Annotated in this window: 12 protein-coding genes; 10 read left to right on the top strand and 2 right to left on the bottom strand. The window is 69.7% G+C overall.

Annotated features, from left to right (window positions below; translation table 11 throughout):
• The first annotated feature begins 115 nt into the window (after window positions 1-115).
• From CM1CMNOD_RS08725 to CM1CMNOD_RS08695, 7 genes are all read left to right on the top strand, one after another.
• Complete coding sequence (locus CM1CMNOD_RS08725) at window positions 116-745, top strand: TetR/AcrR family transcriptional regulator (RefSeq protein WP_202797687.1); 630 nt, start codon at window positions 116-118, stop codon at window positions 743-745.
• Between the two features lie 636 nt (window positions 746-1,381).
• A complete protein-coding gene (locus CM1CMNOD_RS08720; RefSeq protein ID WP_013873308.1) occupies window positions 1,382-3,031 on the top strand; it encodes an ABC transporter substrate-binding protein in 1,650 nt (549 codons plus the stop codon).
• 292 nt (window positions 3,032-3,323) lie between these two features.
• Window positions 3,324-4,664, top strand: a complete 1,341-nt coding sequence (locus CM1CMNOD_RS08715; RefSeq protein ID WP_013873307.1) for an NtaA/DmoA family FMN-dependent monooxygenase — start codon at window positions 3,324-3,326, stop codon at window positions 4,662-4,664.
• Window positions 4,664-5,698, top strand: coding sequence for an LLM class flavin-dependent oxidoreductase (locus CM1CMNOD_RS08710; protein ID WP_013873306.1), 1,035 nt, complete (start codon window positions 4,664-4,666; stop codon window positions 5,696-5,698). The genes CM1CMNOD_RS08715 and CM1CMNOD_RS08710 overlap by 1 nt, the downstream gene beginning before the upstream one ends.
• A gap of 186 nt (window positions 5,699-5,884) precedes the next feature.
• Window positions 5,885-6,826 (top strand): ABC transporter permease, encoded by a 942-nt coding sequence (locus CM1CMNOD_RS08705; RefSeq protein ID WP_013873305.1) that lies wholly within the window; start codon window positions 5,885-5,887, stop codon window positions 6,824-6,826.
• On the top strand, window positions 6,823-7,674 hold the full coding sequence (locus CM1CMNOD_RS08700; protein ID WP_013873304.1) for an ABC transporter permease: 852 nt from the start codon (window positions 6,823-6,825) through the stop codon (window positions 7,672-7,674). Before CM1CMNOD_RS08705 ends, CM1CMNOD_RS08700 begins: the two co-directional genes overlap by 4 nt.
• A gap of 55 nt (window positions 7,675-7,729) precedes the next feature.
• The gene (locus CM1CMNOD_RS08695) at window positions 7,730-9,364 is read left to right on the top strand and encodes a dipeptide ABC transporter ATP-binding protein (RefSeq protein ID WP_013873303.1); all 1,635 of its coding nucleotides are present in this window, start codon (window positions 7,730-7,732) and stop codon (window positions 9,362-9,364) included.
• Window positions 9,365-9,660: 296 nt separating this feature from the next.
• On the opposite strand, the gene CM1CMNOD_RS08690 is transcribed toward CM1CMNOD_RS08695, so the two are convergent.
• Window positions 9,661-11,880: an NADP-dependent isocitrate dehydrogenase gene (locus CM1CMNOD_RS08690; protein WP_013873302.1), complete on the bottom strand. Its 2,220-nt coding sequence runs from the start codon at window positions 11,878-11,880 to the stop codon at window positions 9,661-9,663.
• Window positions 11,881-12,994: 1,114 nt separating this feature from the next.
• Between CM1CMNOD_RS08690 and CM1CMNOD_RS08685 the strand changes: the two genes are divergently transcribed.
• The 3 genes from CM1CMNOD_RS08685 (at window position 12,995) to CM1CMNOD_RS08675 (ending at window position 17,768) form a co-directional block, all read left to right on the top strand.
• Window positions 12,995-14,179 carry an ABC transporter substrate-binding protein gene (locus tag CM1CMNOD_RS08685; RefSeq protein ID WP_050803441.1) on the top strand — a complete coding sequence of 395 codons (1,185 nt, stop codon included), beginning with the start codon at window positions 12,995-12,997 and terminating at the stop codon, window positions 14,177-14,179.
• A 77-nt stretch (window positions 14,180-14,256) separates the two neighbouring features.
• Window positions 14,257-17,010: a branched-chain amino acid ABC transporter permease/ATP-binding protein gene (locus CM1CMNOD_RS08680; protein ID WP_013873300.1), complete on the top strand. Its 2,754-nt coding sequence runs from the start codon at window positions 14,257-14,259 to the stop codon at window positions 17,008-17,010.
• Window positions 17,007-17,768 carry an ABC transporter ATP-binding protein gene (locus tag CM1CMNOD_RS08675; protein WP_013873299.1) on the top strand — a complete coding sequence of 254 codons (762 nt, stop codon included), beginning with the start codon at window positions 17,007-17,009 and terminating at the stop codon, window positions 17,766-17,768. Before CM1CMNOD_RS08680 ends, CM1CMNOD_RS08675 begins: the two co-directional genes overlap by 4 nt.
• A gap of 195 nt (window positions 17,769-17,963) precedes the next feature.
• Here the strand turns inward: CM1CMNOD_RS08675 and CM1CMNOD_RS08670 are convergent, their stop codons facing one another.
• Complete coding sequence (locus CM1CMNOD_RS08670) at window positions 17,964-18,704, bottom strand: SDR family NAD(P)-dependent oxidoreductase (RefSeq protein WP_013873298.1); 741 nt, start codon at window positions 18,702-18,704, stop codon at window positions 17,964-17,966.
• Window positions 18,705-18,744: the final 40 nt, after the last annotated feature.

The raw sequence follows: 18,744 nt of genomic DNA, 5'->3' as shown, positions 1-18,744 counted from the left end.
GGACACTAGAGCAGGCGGGGATTATTTTGAGGGTGGCTCACCTTACGAGTTCGGCTTGATAATATGAGCCGGCCTCGACCTGTCAAGCCGGAGGTCTCCGATGAGGGAAGAGCCCATGAGGGAGCAGCCCGCTTCCACCGGAAGGGCACGCCGGGCGGACGCCCGGCGCAACCACGACGCAATCCTGCGGACGGCGCGCGAGGCCTTCGAGGCCAGGGGCTCCGCGGCGCCCCTGGAAGAGATCGCAGCCCGGGCGGGGGTTGCCATCGGCACCCTGTACGGGCATTTCCCCACCCGGGAGTCGTTGATCGAGGCCGCGACCAGGGACGGTCTCGCCGCTCTGATCGCGTTCGCCGACGAGGCGGCCGCGGCCGGCGAGCCGCTGTCCGCCCTGCGGGACTGGACGGCGCAGGCGGTGCGGTACTGCAGCACGTTCCGTGGGCTGATGGGGTTCCTGACCCGCAGTCGGCACGGCACGGGCGCCCTGTCCGGCTCGTGCACCGACATGCACCGGTGCGGTGCCGACCTGCTGCGCTCGGCGCAGGCCGCCGGGCGGGTACGGCCGGGCTTCACCGCCGAGGATCTGTTCGACGTCATCAGTGCCACGGCCTGGGTGCGGGAACGCTCGCCCGCCGGCCGGGACGGCAACGCCCGGATGCTGGAGCTGTTGCTGGGCGCTGCCGTCACGGACAGTTCCAGACAGACCACCCCGAATGATCCTGTTTCGATCCAAGGTTCGCTTTAGGGCCCTGCTGTCACAATCCATTCCGTCCGAGCCTCTTGGCTGGTGGAAGCGTGAGGGAGCGCGATTGTGTCGGTGGGGCCGCATGGGCATACGGCTGAGAACAGCGCCCGGGAACCGCGTCTTGGCGCACAGCCGGTGACCACCGGTCACCACCGGGGAGCATGACCGGTGATCCGACACGGATTCACTGTGTCATCTCGGCCCTCCGGGCCCTCCCGCACCGGGAGTTGTCCCGACGTCGTGCATCCGGCCGGACGCGAGCGTCCGGCCGGATGTTGTTGGCGACATTGAACGGATGCCAGAGCGGCATGAAGCATTGTCATGGAGCGGGTCGTCGCGCGGCCGGGTGAACTCCTGACGGCCGGCGGCACAGGCGGGGCGCGGGCGAGGTAGAGCTCGCCTCCCGCTGCCTGGCGAGGACCACGAGAACCCGTGCCGGCGGCCCACGCCCACCGCGTCGAAACCCCGCCCGGCACCGACCGGGCCGTACGCACAAAGCCACCGGACCGCCGCCGGGACTTCCAGGCCCAGCATTTCCGGACACAGAATTTCCGGGCACCGCGCTCCCCGCGAAAGCACGCTCCGGAAGAATTTCCACATATTTTGTCGACGGATAACTGACGAAACGGAGTTCTTATGCATTCCCGCAGGAATTTTCTCACCCTTTCGGTGGGCTCACTGGCCGCGTTCGGCCTGGGCTCAGGCCTGGTGGCCTGCGCGGAGGACTCCTCGCCGAGCGAGACCGGCGGGACGCCGAAGAGCGGCGGCAGCATCACCTTCGCCACCACCGCCGAGCCCGACAGCTGGGACCTGCACGTCTCGGTCTCCACCCTGTCGTCGTTGATCCTGCGCGACGTGTACGACTCGCTGGTGCACCAGAAGACGGACGGCACCTTCGAGCCGTGGCTGGCGAAATCCTGGGAGATCTCCGACGACGGCCTGAAGTACACGTTCCAGCTGCGTGACGACGTCACCTTCCACGACGGGACCCCGTTCAACGCCGAGGCGGTGAAGGCCAACTTCGACCACATCGTGGATCCGGCGACGAAGTCCAGGAACTCCAAGACCCTGCTCGGCCCCTACGACCGGACCGAGGTCACCGGCGACTTCAGCCTGATCGTGCACCTGAAGTCACCGCACTCGCCGCTGCTCGGCGCGCTGGCCAGCACGTATCTGGGCTTCCACTCCCCCGCCGTGCTGCGGGCCAATCCCGCCGACATCGCCTCGGGCGGCAAGTTCCTGGTGAGCACCGGGCCGTTCACGTCCTCGTCGCTCACCGCGGGGCAGAACGCCGTGTTCACCCGCCGTCCGGGCTACCGCTGGGCGCCGGCGTCGGCGCCGCACCCCGGGGAGGCATACCTCGACCAGTACGTCGTGCAGTTCCTCACCGACGACGCCGCCCGGGTCGGCGCGCTGACCTCGGGGCAGCTCGACGTGGCCGACCAGATCCCCGCCACCAGGATCGCGCAGCTGCGCGGCCAGCCGAACATCAAGCTGGTCAGCCGCGAGACCATCGGATCGCCGTTCACCTACTCGCTGAACGTCACCAAGGCCCCGTTCGACAACCGGGACGTGCGTGTCGCGTTCCAGTCCGCCGTCGACACCGAGGCGATCACGCAGGGCCTCTTCCAGGGCGTCTACAGCAGCGGTCGGTCCGCGCTGACCTCGTCCACCCCGGGCTACGACAAGTCGGTGGAGGGGATCTGGGGCTACGACAAGAACCGCGCGATCAGCCTGCTGGAGAAGGCCGGCTTCACCGCGACCGACGGCGAGGGCTACCGGACCCGCGACGGGCAGCGGCTGAGTGTGACGCTGGCCTATGCCGCCTCCTTCACCACCGAGGAGCAGCGCAACTTCCACACGGCGTTGAAGGACGCGCTCAAGCAGGTCGGTTTCGAACTCGTCCTGCGCCCGCTGGACACTCCGTCGATCGTGCAGGCGCTGGGCTCGGGCGACTACAACGTGGCGGCCGCCGCGCCGCCGTCGATCGACGGCTCGCTGCTGCGCTCCCTGTTCTACTCCAGCCAGCTGCCCGCCACCGGTGGGGCGAACGTCGCCCGGATCAGCGACCCGGAGATCGACGGCTGGCTGGACGAGGCGCTGCGCACGCGCGACGTGGCGGGCCAGAACGCGCTGTACGGCAAGGTGCAGCGCAAGGTCCTCACCGAGGCGTACGTACTGCCGACCTTCGTGTTGAAGCGCACCTACGGCACGCAGCAGCGGGTGCAGGGCTTCGCGCTGGGCGCGGGGAACCTGCCGACGCTGTCGGACGTCTGGGTGAGCTAGCCCTCGTGTAACCCTCGTGGCTGTCGGCCGTCCCGGGCTCCGTCCACGCGATCGAAGATCTGCTGGGAGGGGCCCGGGCATCGGCCGACGCTGGTCGACGACGAACTGCCCGACCTGGTCGGCACCGCCGTCCGGGAGCGGGAATGCCCGGCCGGCCGGCCGGTGGCCGTTCATGCTGATGCCGAGCGTGAGCATCCACAGGCTGACCGGCCTGACTCAAGGATCGCTTTAGAACCGGATGCCAGCATCCGTGCGGTACCTGCGGCGTGTCCCGCGAGAGACGGAGGAGCGAATGTCGTCAGATCTGGGTGGACGCGAACTGCACCTCAGCGTTCACCCGGTGGCAGCCGGGCACCATCCGGGCGCGTGGCGCTGGCCGGGCGCGGACCCGCTGGCGTTCTCCCGCATCGAGGGCTACCTCGAGGTGGCGCAGGTGGCCGAGCGTGGACGGCTCGACTCCATCTTCCTGGCGGACGTCCCGGGCCTGCACGCCGACATCGACGACTATCCGCAGCTCAACGGCCTCGAGCCGACGCTGATCCTGACCGCGATGGCGGTGGTCACCGAACGGATCGGGCTGGTCGGCACCGCCTCGACCACGTTCAACGAGCCGTTCAACATCGCCCGCCGGTTCCGGGCGCTGGACCTGATCAGCCACGGCCGGGCCGGCTGGAACGCGGTGACCACCTCGGGCCCCCGCGTCGCCGGCAACTTCGTCGCGGACGAGCCGAGCAGCCGCGCCCGCTACGCCAAGGCCGAGGAGTTCGTCGCGATCGTGCTCGACCTGTGGCGCAGCTGGGCGCCGGACGCGCTGGCCGCCGACGTGGCATCCGGGCTCTACGCCGACATGTCGAGGATCCGGCCGATCGACCACCACGGTGAGTTCTTCAGCGTGCGGGGGCCGCTGAGCCTCCCGCCGTCCGAGCAGGGCTACCCGGTGCTGTACCACGCGGGCGTCTCCGACGACGTGCGCACGCTGACCGCGCGCACCGGCGAGGCGATGTTCACGGCCGTGGTCGACATCGACACGGCCCGCGCCGAGCTGGACGTCGTGCGGTCCCGGGCGGTGGCCTTCGGCCGTCCGGCGGACGCGGTGCGCTTCCTGCCCGGGCTGGTCACCTCGGTTGGCGGCACCGAGCGGGAGGCCCTCGAACGACGCCAGGCCCTCGACGAGCTGTCCGGCACCCGCGGCGCGGTGCGCGGGCTGGCCGCGCAGCTCGGGCTGAACCCCGACGATCTGGAGCTGGACCGGCCGGTGCCACCCGCCCTGCGGGGCAGGCTGCACGCCGTCCGCGGCCATGCCCGCCCGGCCGCGCGCCGCGCCCTGGAGGGGCAGACGGTACGGGACATCATCCGGCGTGGCGGCGGTGGCGGCCACGTCGTGGCCGTGGGCGACCCCGAGCAGATCGCCGACCTGATCCAGACCTGGTTCACCGCCGGCGTCGTGGACGGGTTCACCCTCATGCCGGACGTCACCTTCGACGGCCTGCCGGCCTTCGTGGACCACGTCGTGCCGGTCCTGCGCCGCCGCGGCCTGTTCCGCTCGGAGTACCGGGGCAGGACGCTGCGCGAGCACTACGGGCTGCCGATCCCGGACGTCGCCACCCGCCGGCCGCTGGCGAAGGCCCTGTGATGGTCGCCCTCTCCCTCGCCGACCAGGGCCCGGTTTCCGCGCAGACCAGCCCGGCGCGGACCATCGGCCACTCGGTCGAGCTCGCCCAGCTGGCCGAGGAGCTCGGCTACACGAGGTTCTGGGTGGCCGAGCACCACGGGGTGCGCAACATGGCCTTCGCCGCCCCGGAGATCCTCATCGGCCACATCGCGGACCGCACCAGCCGGCTGCGGGTGGGCTCCGGCGGCATCATGCTGCCCAATCACACGCCGCTGCACGTCGCGGAGCAGTTCCGGACCCTCGAGGCGCTGCACCCGGGCCGGATCGACCTGGGTCTGGGCCGCTCCACCGGCACCGGTGACGACCCCACCCGCGACGCGCTGCTGCGCACCCCCGACGCGCTTGAGAAGTTCGGCGAGCATCTGCGGCAGCTGCTCGGCGTCGGCGGCCGGGTGCCGCTGGACCCGGACGACCCGTACCGGGAGCTCATCGCGTCACCGGCCGGTGTGCCGTTGCCGGCGGTGTTCCTGCTCGGCTCCAGCGTCAGCAGCGCCGAGCTCGCGGCGCGCGCCGGGCTGAGCTACGCGTTCCTCTGCGTCAACCAGGATCCGGACGTGGCCGTCCAGGCGCTGCGCCGCTATCGCGTGCTGTTCACCCCGGTGGCGGAGGGCGACCGGCCGCTGGCGATCCTGGCCACCCGGATCTGGGTCGGGGAGGACGACGAGCACGGGGAGGCACTGGCCGCCCCCGAACGGCTCGCCGTGCTCGACTACCTCAGCGGCGACCCGCGCCCGCTCGAGTCCGTCGAGCAGGCGCTGGCCCGCACCAGCCGGCTCACCGACGCCCAGCTCGTCGCCCGCGACAAGGTGGACCTGCGGGGGGACGTGGTGGGCGGCATCGACCGGGTCGCCGGCCGGCTCGCCGAACTCGTCGAGGCGAGCGGGGTGGACGAGGTGATGGCCATCTCCAACATCCACAACCCGGAGGACCGCCGGGAGTCCGTCCGGCGGCTGGCCGTGGCCGTCGGGCTGTGTCCGGCGCCGGTGAGCCGCTGAGCGAGCGAACCCCCTGGCCGGTGGACGCGGCGGCTCCACCGGCCAGGAGCACGGCGTGACGGGTGTGCCGTCCCAGCCGACCAAAAAATGTGATCAAGAAAATCGGAGCTCTCATCCATGCGCACTCGCAGGGACTCTCCTGCCCTCTGGGCGGCCTCCCCGGCCGCTGACCCGGTGAGCTGACACGTGTACGCTTCGTTGCCCCGGTTCCTGCTACGTCGGTTCCTCACCGGGATCCTGGTCCTGTGGGGCGCGGTGACGGTGACCTTCTTCGCGGTGAGCGCGGCCGGCGACCAGGTGGACGCGATCCTCGGCCCGCAGGCGGCGAACCTCCCGGGCCTGCGCGAGCGGGTCGCCGCGGAGTACGGGCTCGACCGACCGCTGCCAGTGCAGTACCTCGACCGCCTGGCATCGCTGGCCACCGGCGACTTCGGCCGCTCCTACCAGCGCAGCCAGCCGGTGACCAGGCTGCTTGGCAGCCAGATCCTGCCGACCCTTCAGCTGGCGCTGAGCGCGGCCCTGGTCGGCCTGCTGCTCGCGCTCATCGCCACCGTCATCACGGCGGGCCGGGGCCGGATCGTACGGACGGGCACGTCGGTGTTCGAGGTGCTCGCGGTGGCGGTCCCGCCGTTCTGGCTCGGCATCCTGCTGCTGTCGCTCTTCTCGTTCAACCTGCGCTGGTTCCCCGCCTTCGGCTCCCACGGCGTGTCCGGCCTGGTGCTGCCCACGCTGGCGCTGGCGATCCCGATCTCCGGTGTCCTCGCGCAGGTGATGCGCCAGGAGCTCGAGCTGGTCGAGGGCAGGCCGTTCGTGCTCAGTGCCCGTGCCCGCGGCCAGAGCCGGCTCGGCCTGCTGCTGCGGCACACCCTGCGGCACGCGCTGCTGCCGGCCACGACGATGTCCGCCTGGGTGCTCGGCACGCTCGTCGGCGGCGCCGTGCTGGTGGAGAAGGTCTTCTCCCGGCCCGGTCTCGGCACCGTGCTGGTGAACGCCGTGCAGCACCGTGACACGCCGGTGGTGTCGGCCGTGGTGATCCTGGCCGCGCTCATCTTCGTCGTGGCCAACACCCTGGCCGACACGCTCTACCCGGTGATCGACGCGCGGCTGCGGGAAGCAGGCCGGGCATGAACGCGACGACAGCGGCCTTCGGTGCGGCCCGGCCCCGGTGGCGGGCCACCCGCGGCTCGCACATACTGCTCGCGATCAGCGCGCTGGCCGTGGCCCTGATCGTCGCGTTGCTGCTGTTCCCCGGTGTCTTCGCGCCCTACGCGCCGGACACCAACGACGTGCGGCACACCTTCTCCCCACCGAGTTCGGCGCACTACCTCGGCACCGACCAGCTCGGCCGGGACGTCTTCTCGCGGCTGGTCTACGGCGCCCGGTACTCGGTGACCACCGGCCTGGTGGCCACCGCGATCGCGGTCGTGGCGGGCTCGCTGGTCGGCCTGAGCGCGGCGGCCGGCAGCCGGCTGGCCGATGCGCTGATCATGCGGCTGACCGACGTCTGGATGGCGTTCCCCGAGGTGCTGCTGGCGCTGCTGGTCATCGCGCTCATCGGGACGGGCTCGACGCAGATCGCGGTGGCGATCGGGGTGGCCGCCGTGCCGTACTACGGCCGTCTCGTGCGTGGGCAGGCACTCGCCGTGACAAAAGCCGAATACGTCGAGGCGGCGAAGATCCTGGGCGTACCCGCGTGGCGGTACGTGCTGCGCCACGTGCTGCCCAACGTGGGCGGGCCGGTCGTGGTGCTCGCCTCGCTGGGGACCGGGAGCGCCATCGCCGCGGCGGCGGGGCTGAGCCTGCTCGGTCTCGGCCCATTACCACCGACTCCGGAATGGGGCGTGATGCTCGCCGAGGGACAGACCTATCTGGCGAACGCCTGGTGGATCGCGGTGTTCCCGGGGCTGGCCATCGTCGTGGTCGTCCTCGTCTCCACCACGCTCGGCCGCAGCCTGCAGGCAAGGAGCCTGCGGTGAGCGGCCGGCGGGCGGGGAGCCCGCTGCGGACCAGCCGGCAGGCAGGGGGCCTGCGGTGACCCTGGTCGAGGTTGCCGGGCTGGAGGTTTCCTTCGGCCACGAGCCCCCCGTGGTACGCGACATCTCGTTCACCATCGAGGACGGTGAGTGCCTGGCACTGGTCGGGGAGTCCGGCTCGGGCAAGAGCGTCACCGCCCGGACGCTGCTCGGCCTGGCCGGCGAACGCGCCCGGGTCCGGGCGCGTACCCTGCGCGTCGGCGGCGCCGACGTCAGGAGCTTCTCCCAGCGTGACTGGCAGCGGCTGCGCGGCAAGTCGGTCGGCATGGTGCTGCAGGACGCGCTGGTGTCCCTGGATCCGCTGCGCCGGATCGAGGACGAGGTGGCCGAGTCCATCCGGCTGCACCAGCGGGACAGTACCCGTCCCGAGCGGCACCAGCGTGTCCTGGAGGTGCTCGCCGAGGTCGGCGTCCCAGAGCCGGAGCTGCGCAGTCAGCAGTACCCCCACCAGCTCTCCGGCGGGCTGCGCCAGCGCGCCCTGATCGCCTCCGCCGTGGCGACACGGCCCGATCTGGTCATCGCGGACGAGCCGACCACGGCGCTGGACGTGATCGTGCAGCACCAGATCCTGCAGCTACTCGAAGAGATCAAGGAGCAGGGCCGGGGTCTGCTGCTGATCAGCCACGACCTGGCGGTGGTCGCGAGGCTGGCCGACCGGATCGCGGTGATGCTCGACGGCCACATCGTCGAGACCGGGCCCACCGAGCGCATCGTGGGCAGCCCCGAGCATCCCTACACCAGGTCGCTGCTGGACATCGCCCGTGGCCGGCGCGCGCAGCGCCCGCCCCACACCGGCGGGCAGACCCTGCTCGACGTCGACGCGGTGACCAAGAACTTCGGCGAACGCCGTGCCGTGGCCGGGGTGTCACTGACCCTGCGGGCGGGCGAGACGGTGGGCCTGGTCGGCGAGTCCGGCTCCGGCAAGAGCACGCTGGCACGGATGGTGATGGGTCTGACCGAACCCGACGAGGGGCGGATTCTCCTGCGCGGGCAGCCCTGGTCGGGCACGCCGGAACGTGCCAGGCGGGTGCAGCGGCAGCACATCCAGCTGATCCAGCAGGATCCGCAGGCGGCGTTCGACCCCCGCCACACCGTCGGGCGCATCATCGCCGAGGCACTGCCCGGTCAGCGCGGCGCCCGCCGCCGGGCCCAGATCACCGAACTGCTGGCCACGGTCGGGCTCGACGCGCACTTCGCCCGCCGCCGTCCGCACCAGCTCTCCGGCGGGCAACGGCAGCGGGTGGCGATCGCCCGGGCGATCGCCCCGCAACCCGAGGTACTGATCTGTGACGAGCCGGTCTCCGCGCTGGACGTGTCGGTGCAGGCCCAGGTGTTGGACCTGCTGTCCGAGCTGCAGCAGCGCCTGGGCATCGCTCTGCTGTTCATCACCCACGACCTCACCGTCGTGGAGCAGATCAGCGACCGTCTACTGATCATGAACAACGGCGAGGTCGTGGAGGAGGGGCCCACCACGGCCGTGTTCGACAACCCGCAACATCCTTACACCAACGCGCTGCTGCAGGCCGCCCCGCGCCTGCCCCTGCTGCCGACCACCGTCGCGCACGGCACAGCTCCCGAACCACGCACGGCCACCGACAGCTACCAAAAAGTACCGACAGTCACCGACGGCTAGCAACAGGGACTGACAAGGCCGTCCTGGGCGCGGCCAGGCCCGTCCGGGACGCAGCCCCCGCACCCGGAATGACGAACCGCGGGTCGATCCGCTCCCAACAGAACCGCGCCTGCTCCGAAGTGGAGCGGACGGCCGGCTGTCCTCCGGCACAGACGACTGTCCTCCGGCACGGACGGCTGCCCGCCCGGGCGACCAGTCGTGGCCGGCGGCCTCGCGTCCGGGCTGGGACAGCGCTCTCCCCCGGGCCGGCGGCGGCCTGGAAAGGAAACCGCCGGCCCGGCGGGAGGCGGATCCCGTCAGCCGAGGATCGCCAGGGCCTCGTTGAAGGTTGCCGACGGGCGCAGGACCGCTGCGGCCCTGGCCGGGTCCGGCTGGTAGTAGCCACCGATGTCGACCGGCGAGCCCTGGACCCCGATCAGCTCGTCGACGATGGTCCGCTCCTGCGCGGTGAGCGTCTTGGCGAGGCCGGCGAACGCGTCCGCGAGCTGCGTGTCGTCGGTCTGCGCGGCCAGCTCCTGCGCCCAGTAGAGGGCCAGGTAGAAGTGGCTGCCGCGGTTGTCGAGGCCACCGAGGCGCCGGCTGGGCGACCTGTCCTCGTTGAGGAAGGTGGCGGTCGCCCGGTCGAGGGTGTCGGCGAGCACCTTGGCGCGCGTGTTGCCCGTCGTCTGCGCGAAGTGCTCGAAGCTGACCGCCAGCGCGAGGAACTCGCCCAGGCTGTCCCAGCGCAGGTAGTTCTCCTTGAGCAGCTGCTGGACGTGCTTGGGCGCGGACCCGCCGGCGCCGGTCTCGAACAGACCGCCACCGTTGATCAGCGGGACGACCGAGAGCATCTTGGCGCTGGTGCCGAGCTCCAGGATCGGGAACAGGTCGGTGAGGTAGTCACGCAGCACGTTGCCGGTGACCGAGATCGTGTTCTCGCCGCGGCGGATCCGCTCCAGGGAGAACGCGATCGCCTCGACCGGCGACCTGATCTCGATCTGGAGACCCTCGGTGTCGTGCTCGGGCAGGTACGCCCTGACCTTCTCGATCAGTGTCGCGTCGTGCGCGCGGCCGGGGTCGAGCCAGAACACCGCCGGGTCGCCGGTGGCCCGGGCGCGGGTGACGGCGAGCTTCACCCAGTCCCTGATCGGCGCGTCCTTGGTCTGGCAGGCACGGAAGATGTCACCGGCGGCGACCGGCTGCTCAAGCACCACGGTGCCGGCCTCGTCGACGAGGCGCACCGTGCCCGCGGTGGGGATCTCGAAGGTCTTGTCGTGGCTGCCGTACTCCTCGGCCGCCTGCGCCATCAGGCCGACGTTGGGCACCGAGCCCATCGTGGTCGGGTCGAAGGCGCCGTGCGCGCGGCAGTCGTCGATGACGACCTGGTAGATGCCGGCGTAGCTGCTGTCGGGCAGGACGGCGAGGGTGTCCGCCTCCTGGCCGTCCGGGCCCCACATGTGGCCGGAAGTACGGATCATCGCCGGCATGGAGGCGTCGACGATGACGTCGCTGGGCACGTGCAGGTTGGTGATGCCGCGGTCGGAGTCGACCGCGGCCAGCGCGGGGCCGTCGGCCAGCTCGGCCTCGAAGGACGCCCTGATCGCCGCGCCGTCGGGCAGCGCGTCCAGGCCCCTCAGGATGGCGCCGAGCCCGTCGTTGGGGCTCAGGCCCGCCGCGGCCAGCGTCTCACCGTAGGTGGCGAAGGTCTTCGGGAAGAACGCCCGCACCACGTGGCCGAAGATGATCGGGTCGGAGACCTTCATCATCGTGGCCTTCAGGTGCACCGAGAACAGCACACCCTCGGCCTTGGCCCGGGCGATCTGCGCGGTGAGGAACTCCCGCAGCGCGGCCACCCGCAGCACGGCGGCGTCCACGACCTCGCCGGCGAGCACCGGCAGGGCAGCGCGCAGCACGGTGGTGCTCCCGTCGGCGCCGGCCAGCTCGATGCGCAGCGAGCCGTCCGTGGCGATGACCGCCGACTTCTCGGTGGCGCGAAAGTCGTCGGCGTCCAGGGTGGCGACGTTCGTCTTCGACTCGGGGCTCCAGGCGCCCATCCGGTGCGGGTGCGTCCTGGCGTAGCTCTTCACCGACGCGGGGGCGCGCCGGTCGGAGTTGCCCTCGCGCAGCACCGGGTTGACGGCACTGCCCTTGATCTTGTCGTACCGGGCGCGGACCTCCCGCTCCTCGTCGGTGCGCGAGTCGTCCGGGTAGTCCGGCAGCGCGTAGCCCTTCTGCTGCAGCTCGGCGATCGCCGCCTTCAGCTGCGGGATCGACGCCGAGATGTTCGGCAGTTTGATGATGTTCGCCTCGGGGCGGCGGGCCAGCTCACCAAGCTCGGCGAGCGCGTCGTCGACGCGCTGGTCCGCGGTGAGACGTTCGGGGAAGCTGGCGATGATCCGCCCGGCCAGGGAGATGTCACGGCTTTCGACGCTGACACCGGCCGTGCGGGCGTACGCCTGGACCACGGGCAGGAGCGAGTACGTCGCCAGGGCCGGGGCCTCGTCAGTGTGCGTGTAGATGATGGTCGAATCAGTCACCGATGCTCCGCTTCACGTCTGCTTCGTATCGTTATCAAGGTTATGTCTTGATCTTCTCCGCTACCTTGATTGCGAGCAGGCATGTGGCGGCAGCCGTTGACGGGTGGCCAGGCCAGCGCCCGCGGCACCCGTCCCCGCAGCTGCCTGCCGAGCCGGTAGGTCGGCGGGTAGGTCGCTGTCCGAGCCCGGGCGACACCGCCGACAAGTACGTTCTTACCACTCCCGCCGGGCCGCCGGCCCTCGGTCACACCGTTGTCGGCGGGATGGCACGACAACCGGAGCGACGGCCGCCACTTCGGCGCGGGCCGGTTCGCCTACACGCTCCGTGACGCCTGGCAGGCCGGATTCGACTTTCCGCGAGGATGCCACGGCGGAAGATGTCACGGTCCGTCAGTGAAAGGCTGACGGTGTCAACGGACGGGCCGAACTGGCGTCGGCGTGAAAATTTCGCATTGACCTATCATCCGGGGTCCTCTACGGTGTCCGAACGAACAGTTGTTTGTAATCTACATCACCATCAGCCACCTCCCCCCACGGGTACGCCGCGGCCCGAAGGCCGAGGACGGAAGACCGCTCGGGCTCCCGGCCACACAACCCTACGAGATCAGTTTCTTCCAGAGAGCGACAGAGGCTGCCATGGACAAAACGGTTTATATCTCCAGAAATCCGTAGACGCCCCAGCCGTCGACTGCCCGCGCCGGTGGAGCCGACAAGCCGTCCCGCGCCCTGGCCCGACCCACAGCACCCCGGCTCGACGACCCGGAACCCGACCGGCCCGCGAAAACCGTCTGATCATGCAATGTGCCAGCGCAACGGAGGATGCCAGATGACTGACGATTACGAACCGTCGCCAGGAAGACGCGAGAGCCAGACACACACAAAACCCGCCGGGAACACGGCCCCGCGCTCGGAACAGCCGAGGAGGGGGCGTTCGGTCGGCGAGCGGCTCATCCGCATCCGGTCCGGTGAGACAGAGACGGAAAGCACACCGGCTTTATGCACCGGCCAGCACCGGCGCCCACACCGACACCCCTGGTCGCTGTCCGGGCGCCCGCGCCCCCGGCTCCTCTCACGGCGGCGCGGAATCGTCGCCATCGCCGCGATGATCGCTGCGGTGACAGGCCTTGCCGCCTGTTCGTCGGATGACAACGGCAGCGGCAACACGGCGAACGGTTCGGGAGCGCCCGAAATCGTCGTGGGCAACATCGGGACGTACACCGGCCCCACCGCGTCCTCCCAGGCGCAGGCGCAGGACATGGCAAAGGCCTGGGCATCGTGGGTGAACGCCCACGGCGGGATCAACGGGCGCCGCGTCAAACTGATCGTCATGGATGACGGGGGGAACGCGACGACCGCGCTGTCCCAGGTCAAGAAACTCGTCGAGCAGGAACACGTCGTCGCGATCATAGGAAACCACTCGAACTCGGACGTGAACTGGGCGTCCTACATCAGCGGCACGGACGTGCCCGTCATCGGCGGCACCTCCCTGGACCTGCCCTTCGTGACGAACGCGTCCTTCTTCCCGGTCGGGCCGTCCGTCATCGCGGGGCTGTACGGAGTGCTGCAGATAGCGAAGTCGACAGGCCCGAAGATGGGCCTGCTCTACTGCGCGGAGGCGCCGCAGTGCGCCAGCGCGGTGCCGCTGTACTCGACGCTGGCCAGGGCACTCGACCTCAGCATTCCCTACAACGCGAAGGTGGCGGCTTCGGCGCCCGACTACACCTCGCAGTGCCAGGGCCTGAAGGAGGCGGGCGTCCAGTCCGTGAGCGTGCTGGCGCCGTCCGACACCGTCGTCCGCGTGCACCGGGCATGCGCGGACCAGGGAATCAACGTCCCGGAGGTGGCCCAGGACGGCACCGTCACGACCACCTGGCTGAAAGAGCCGTCGCTCAACGGAATGCGGGCCGTCGGATATGTCGCACCCTTCTATGACAGGTCCATACCGGCGACCCAGGAGTTCCACGACGCCATCCAGCAGTATGCGCCGGGTATCGAGGCGGTGCTGTCCGAGCAGTCGGCCGACGTCTGGGCCAGCGGAAAGCTCTTCGAGGCCGCGGTCAGGGCCGCGCCCGCCGGGGATCTCACGGCCGCCGCGGTGAAGAAAGGCCTCTACAGCCTCAAGGACGAGACGCTCGGCGGCTTCACCGTCCCGTTGAACTTCGTGGAGGGAAAGCCGACCTCCATCAAGTGCTGGTTCACGCTGGGCATCGAGGACGGCAGGTTCGTCGGGCCGAAGGGTCTGGAGACGGAGTGCGCCCCCGCGTCCGTCGTTGATCCCGTGGTTGCGACCCTCGGCTGACCAGTCCCCGGGCTGGGCCGGCATCCTGTCCTGGTTTCCGTCCCAGCCCGGCTCTCTGACCGTTTGGGAGTTCCAGAGTGACGACCCTACTTCCGTTCCTGGTCGCCGGGCTGACCACGGGCTCTGTCTACGGGATCGCCGGGCTGGGCCTCGTGCTGACCTACAAGACGTCGCGTCTGTTCAATTTCGCGCACGGCGCGCTCGCCACCATCGCGGCATTTCTTTTCTACACCCTGCACGTCCAGCACCAGGTGCCCTGGCCGCTGGCCGCGTTGATCTGCGTTCTCGTCGCCGGCCCGGTCCTCGGGCTTGTTTTCGAGCTGGTCGGCCGAATGATCAGCGATCGTTCCCTGCCGGTGCGGGTCGCCGGCACGGTCGGCATTCTGCTCGTGGTGCAGGCGGTGATATCGCTCGTCTACGGCACGGCGGAGACCCGCAAGGTACCGCCGTTCCTGGGAACGCATGTCCTCCGCGTGGCGAACACGAGCATCACCCAGGACAAAATCATCATCTGGATTATCGGCGCCGCGGCGACGCTCGCGCTCTTCCTCGTCTTCAGGCACACCCGGCAGGGCCTTGCGATGCAGGCTGTCGTCGACGACGTCGACCTGCTCAACTGCGCCGGCACCAGCCCCGTGCGCGTCCGGCGGTTGGCGTGGGTCATCGGTGTCTCGTTCGCCGCGCTGTCAGGTGTGCTGCTGGCACCGCTCATCACCCTTGACGGGGTGACGCTGACGCTGCTGGCGGTCCAGGCTTTCGGCGCGGCTGCCATCGGCAGGTTCTCGAATCTGCCCGCCACCTATCTGGGCGGTCTGCTCATCGGTGTGGGCGGCGCTCTGTGCTCGAAGTACTTCACCACCGGTCTGCTGGCGGGAATACCGACCGCGCTGCCCTTCCTCGTCCTGTTCGTCGTTCTGCTGGTCTCCCCTCGCAGCCGGCTCGGGGAACGGGCCATGCCGTTGTCACGGTCCGCGGCGCAGTGGCGTTTCCCCCTCCCGTTCCAGCTGGCAGGGGGAGCAGGCGTCCTGGTCCTCCTCCTGCTCGTTCCCGAATTTGCCGGGCTGCACCTGACCGACTGGACCCTGTTTCTGACCTCGACGATCCTCTTCCTCTCCCTGGGCCTGCTGGTACGCAGTTCTGGACAGGTGTCGCTCTGCCACGTGGGTTTCACCGCGATCGGCGCGGCCGCTTTCTCGCACCTGACCGTCGGCCACGGACTGCCGTGGTTCTTCGCGCTACTGCTGTCGGCTCTCGTCGCGGTGCCGATCGGCGCCATTCTCGCGATTCCGGCGATCAGGCTGTCCGGACTGTACCTCGCCCTGGCGACGCTGGGATTCGGCATCCTCCTCGCCTACATGTTCTACACACAGGACTACATGTTCGGCAGTATAGGTGCCGGGCTGACCGAGCCACGGCCCCGTCTTGGCGGGCTCGACCTCGAAAGCGACCGCGGCTACTACTATCTGGTACTGGTATTCACCGTCGTAGTCACGGCCATAACCGTGGTACTGGTACACAGCCGGCTCGGCCGGCTGCTGCGGGCGTTGGCCGACAGTCCGACAGGACTCGCCTCCAGCGGCACGTCGACCAACGTCACCCGTGTGCTGGTCTTCTGCATCTCGGCCTTTCTCGCCGCGGCATCGGGCGCGCTCGCCGGCAGCGCGGTCAGCACGGTGACAGCCGACTCCTACCAGCCGTTGACGTCGTTGCTCTATTTCTCCCTGATCGTCATCAGTCTGGGCGGTGAGCCCTGGTACGCGCTGCTGGCCGCCGCGGGCCTCACCCTGATTCCGTCGTACGTAAGCGGCGACAACATCGCCACCTATCTTCAGCTCGTCTTCGGTGTGGCGGCGCTCCTTCTCGCGGTCACGCCGCCGTCGCTGCGGTCCGTCCCCGCGGTGGTCCAGCGCACCGCCGAACGGCTCGGTCGCCAGCCGCTCACGCGCAGGCCACGCGCGCACGGCGCCCGCACCGGCGCCGACGCCAGGAGCAGTGCCAGCGCCGCTGCCAGCACCCGCCCCAAGGTCGCTGTCGGCACGCTCGCGGTACGCGGGCTCGGGGTGAGGTTCGGCGGCCTGGTGGCCGTGGACGGCGTCTCCTTCGAAGCCCGGACCGGGCAGATCACCGGTCTGATCGGCCCGAACGGGGCCGGAAAGACCACGACCCTGAACGCCTGCTCGGGGGTGCTCCGACCGACGAGCGGGAAGATCTCCTTCGACGGCCACGACATCTCCCGGCGGGGCCAGGCCGTTCGGGCCCGGCTCGGTATCGGCCGCACGTTCCAGCAGATGGAACTGTTCGACTCGATGACCGTACGTGAGAACGTGGCGCTGGGAGCGGAGGGCAACTTCGCCGGGGCCAATCCGCTCAGCCACTTCCTGAGCTCGAGCGGGCAACGGAGCCTCATCAGGCAGAGCGCCGAAGAAGCCATCCGGCTCTGCGAGCTGGATGAGGTCGCGGAATCACTCGCCGGAACCCTGTCGACGGGGCTGCGCCGGCGGGTCGAGCTGGCCCGCGGCCTCGCCGGACCGTTCCGCGTCCTCCTGCTCGACGAACCGTCGTCCGGCCTCGACCGGGCGGAAACCAGCCGGTTCGGCGAGACCCTCCAGCGCGTCGTGCGGGACCGGGGAATCGGCATCGTGCTCGTGGAACACGACATGGCGCTCGTCAACGAGATATGCGACCACATCCATGTCCTGGACTTCGGTAAACCGGTCTTCGACGGAACGCCCGACGAGGTGATGGCGTCCCCGCTCGTGCGGGCCGCCTATCTCGGGGGCGACGCCGTCGAAACCGTCACGCGGCAGCCCGTCGGGGAAGTGGTGTCATGACAGCAGCAAATGGTGCCGCCATCGCGGGCGACACGAAACCGTATGCCCTCTCGCTGCGGGGAACGCAGTCGGGTTACGGCCGGTCGACGGTGTTGCGAGCGGTCGACCTCGACGTGCCGGCAGGCGGCGTGGTTGCCCTCCTCGGCGCCAACGGCGCGGGCAAGACGACGCTCCTGCGCACCGCGGCGGGTCTGAACAAACTGCAGCACGGCCACATCTCGATCGGCGGCGCCGACCATTCGGACACTCCGCCGTATGCGCGTACCCGTGCCGGCCTGTGCCTCATCCCCGAGGGCCGGGGAATCTTCCGGTCCCTGTCCGTGCGGCAGAACCTTCGCCTGCTGCGGCCACCGTGGCTTCCGGAGATCAGATCCGACCGGGCGCTGGAGGCCTTCCCCGCGCTGCGGCAACGGCTCGACGACGTTGCCGGCACTCTTTCCGGTGGGCAGCAACAGATGCTCGCGCTGTGCCGGGCCTACCTGTCGAATCCACAGGTCATCCTGGTGGACGAGGTCTCCATGGGCCTGGCACCACGGATCATCGACGAGATCTTCGCGTCGCTGCGGCAGCTGGCCGCGAGCGGGGTGTCGCTGGTCATTGTCGAGCAGTACGTGGAACGCGCGGTCGAGTTCGCGGACGCTGTCGTCGTGTTGCGGCGCGGGAAAGTGGTGTTCAACGGGACGCCGGACACGCTGGATCACAACGCGCTCGTCAACAGTTACCTAGGCTCAGGGGATCCGGTGGCCGACCGATCATAGGACCGCGTCCGGTGGATATCGGATACGGGTCAGAACCGATCCGACGCTGAACTCATGAGCCGGCCGCACATGCGATGCCGGTCGCTCCTGACAGCACCGACCCCCGGCACCACTGGACCATGCCTGGTCCGGGTGATGCCGGGGGTCGGCGGATACGCCTGGCGGACGTATCGACGTGATGTCCCGACGCGGCGATCAGAGGGTGGTGTAACCACCGTCGATCAGGATCGTGTCACCGGTGATGAACGACGACTCGTCACTCGCCAGGAAGACGGCCAGCCGGCCCACCTCGGTGGGGGTCCCGTATCGTCCCAGCGGCGTCGCCCTGACCACGCCCTCGATGAGCTCCGGCGGGAGGCTGTCGGTGATCTGTGTCCGGATCGGCCCCGGGCAGATCGCGTTGACGCGGATGTTCCGGCTCGCGTACTCCGCCGCCGCGGTCTTCGTCAGCATGGCCACAGCGCCCTTTGCCGCACAGTAGGCGGGCATTCCCGGGAAAGCTACCATCGCGGCCATCGACGCCGTGTTGACGATTGTTCCCCCGCCGTTCTCGAGTAACTTCGGGATGGCGTAGCGCATACCGAGGAACACCCCTCTCCCGTTCACACCGAAGACCCGGTCGAACTCTTCCTCCGGATATTCACCGGTGTGGGCGACCGCACCGTCGATACCCGCGTTGTTACAAAGTACGTCGAGCTTGCCGAAATGGGAGACGGCCGCGTCCAGCATACTCCGGACGTCCGCACCCCTCGACACGTCGGCGTGCACCGCGTAGCAGTCGCTCCCGAGTCGCTTGGCGATCTCCTCCTGCTGGCCCGAGATATCGACGGCGACGACCCTGGCCCCTTCTTTCACGAACTCCTCGGCAATGCCGGTGCCGATTCCCGAGCCTGCCCCGGTGACGACAGCAACTTTCCCTTCGAGTCGCCCAGCCACGTCGCTCTCCTTTCCAAGATCCATTCGATCGAACGATCAT

The sequence above is a fragment of the Protofrankia symbiont of Coriaria myrtifolia genome (genome assembly GCF_900634755.1).
Taxonomy (GTDB): domain Bacteria; phylum Actinomycetota; class Actinomycetes; order Frankiales; family Frankiaceae; genus Protofrankia; species Protofrankia coriariae.
The sequence above is the reverse complement of the archived record's forward strand: the minus strand, read 5'-3'. Positions and strand labels throughout refer to the sequence as shown.

Excerpts from the sequence above, each read along its gene's own strand:
- CM1CMNOD_RS08710 (WP_013873306.1), top strand. The coding sequence starts at position 4,664 with ATGGTCGCCCTCTCCCTCGCCGACCAGGGCCCGGTTTCCGCGCAGACC.
- CM1CMNOD_RS08715 (WP_013873307.1), top strand. The coding sequence starts at position 3,324 with ATGTCGTCAGATCTGGGTGGACGCGAACTGCACCTCAGCGTTCACCCG.
- CM1CMNOD_RS08720 (WP_013873308.1), top strand. The coding sequence starts at position 1,382 with ATGCATTCCCGCAGGAATTTTCTCACCCTTTCGGTGGGCTCACTGGCC.
- CM1CMNOD_RS08725 (WP_202797687.1), top strand. The coding sequence starts at position 116 with ATGAGGGAGCAGCCCGCTTCCACCGGAAGGGCACGCCGGGCGGACGCC.
- CM1CMNOD_RS08675 (WP_013873299.1), top strand. The coding sequence starts at position 17,007 with ATGACAGCAGCAAATGGTGCCGCCATCGCGGGCGACACGAAACCGTAT.
- CM1CMNOD_RS08700 (WP_013873304.1), top strand. The coding sequence starts at position 6,823 with ATGAACGCGACGACAGCGGCCTTCGGTGCGGCCCGGCCCCGGTGGCGG.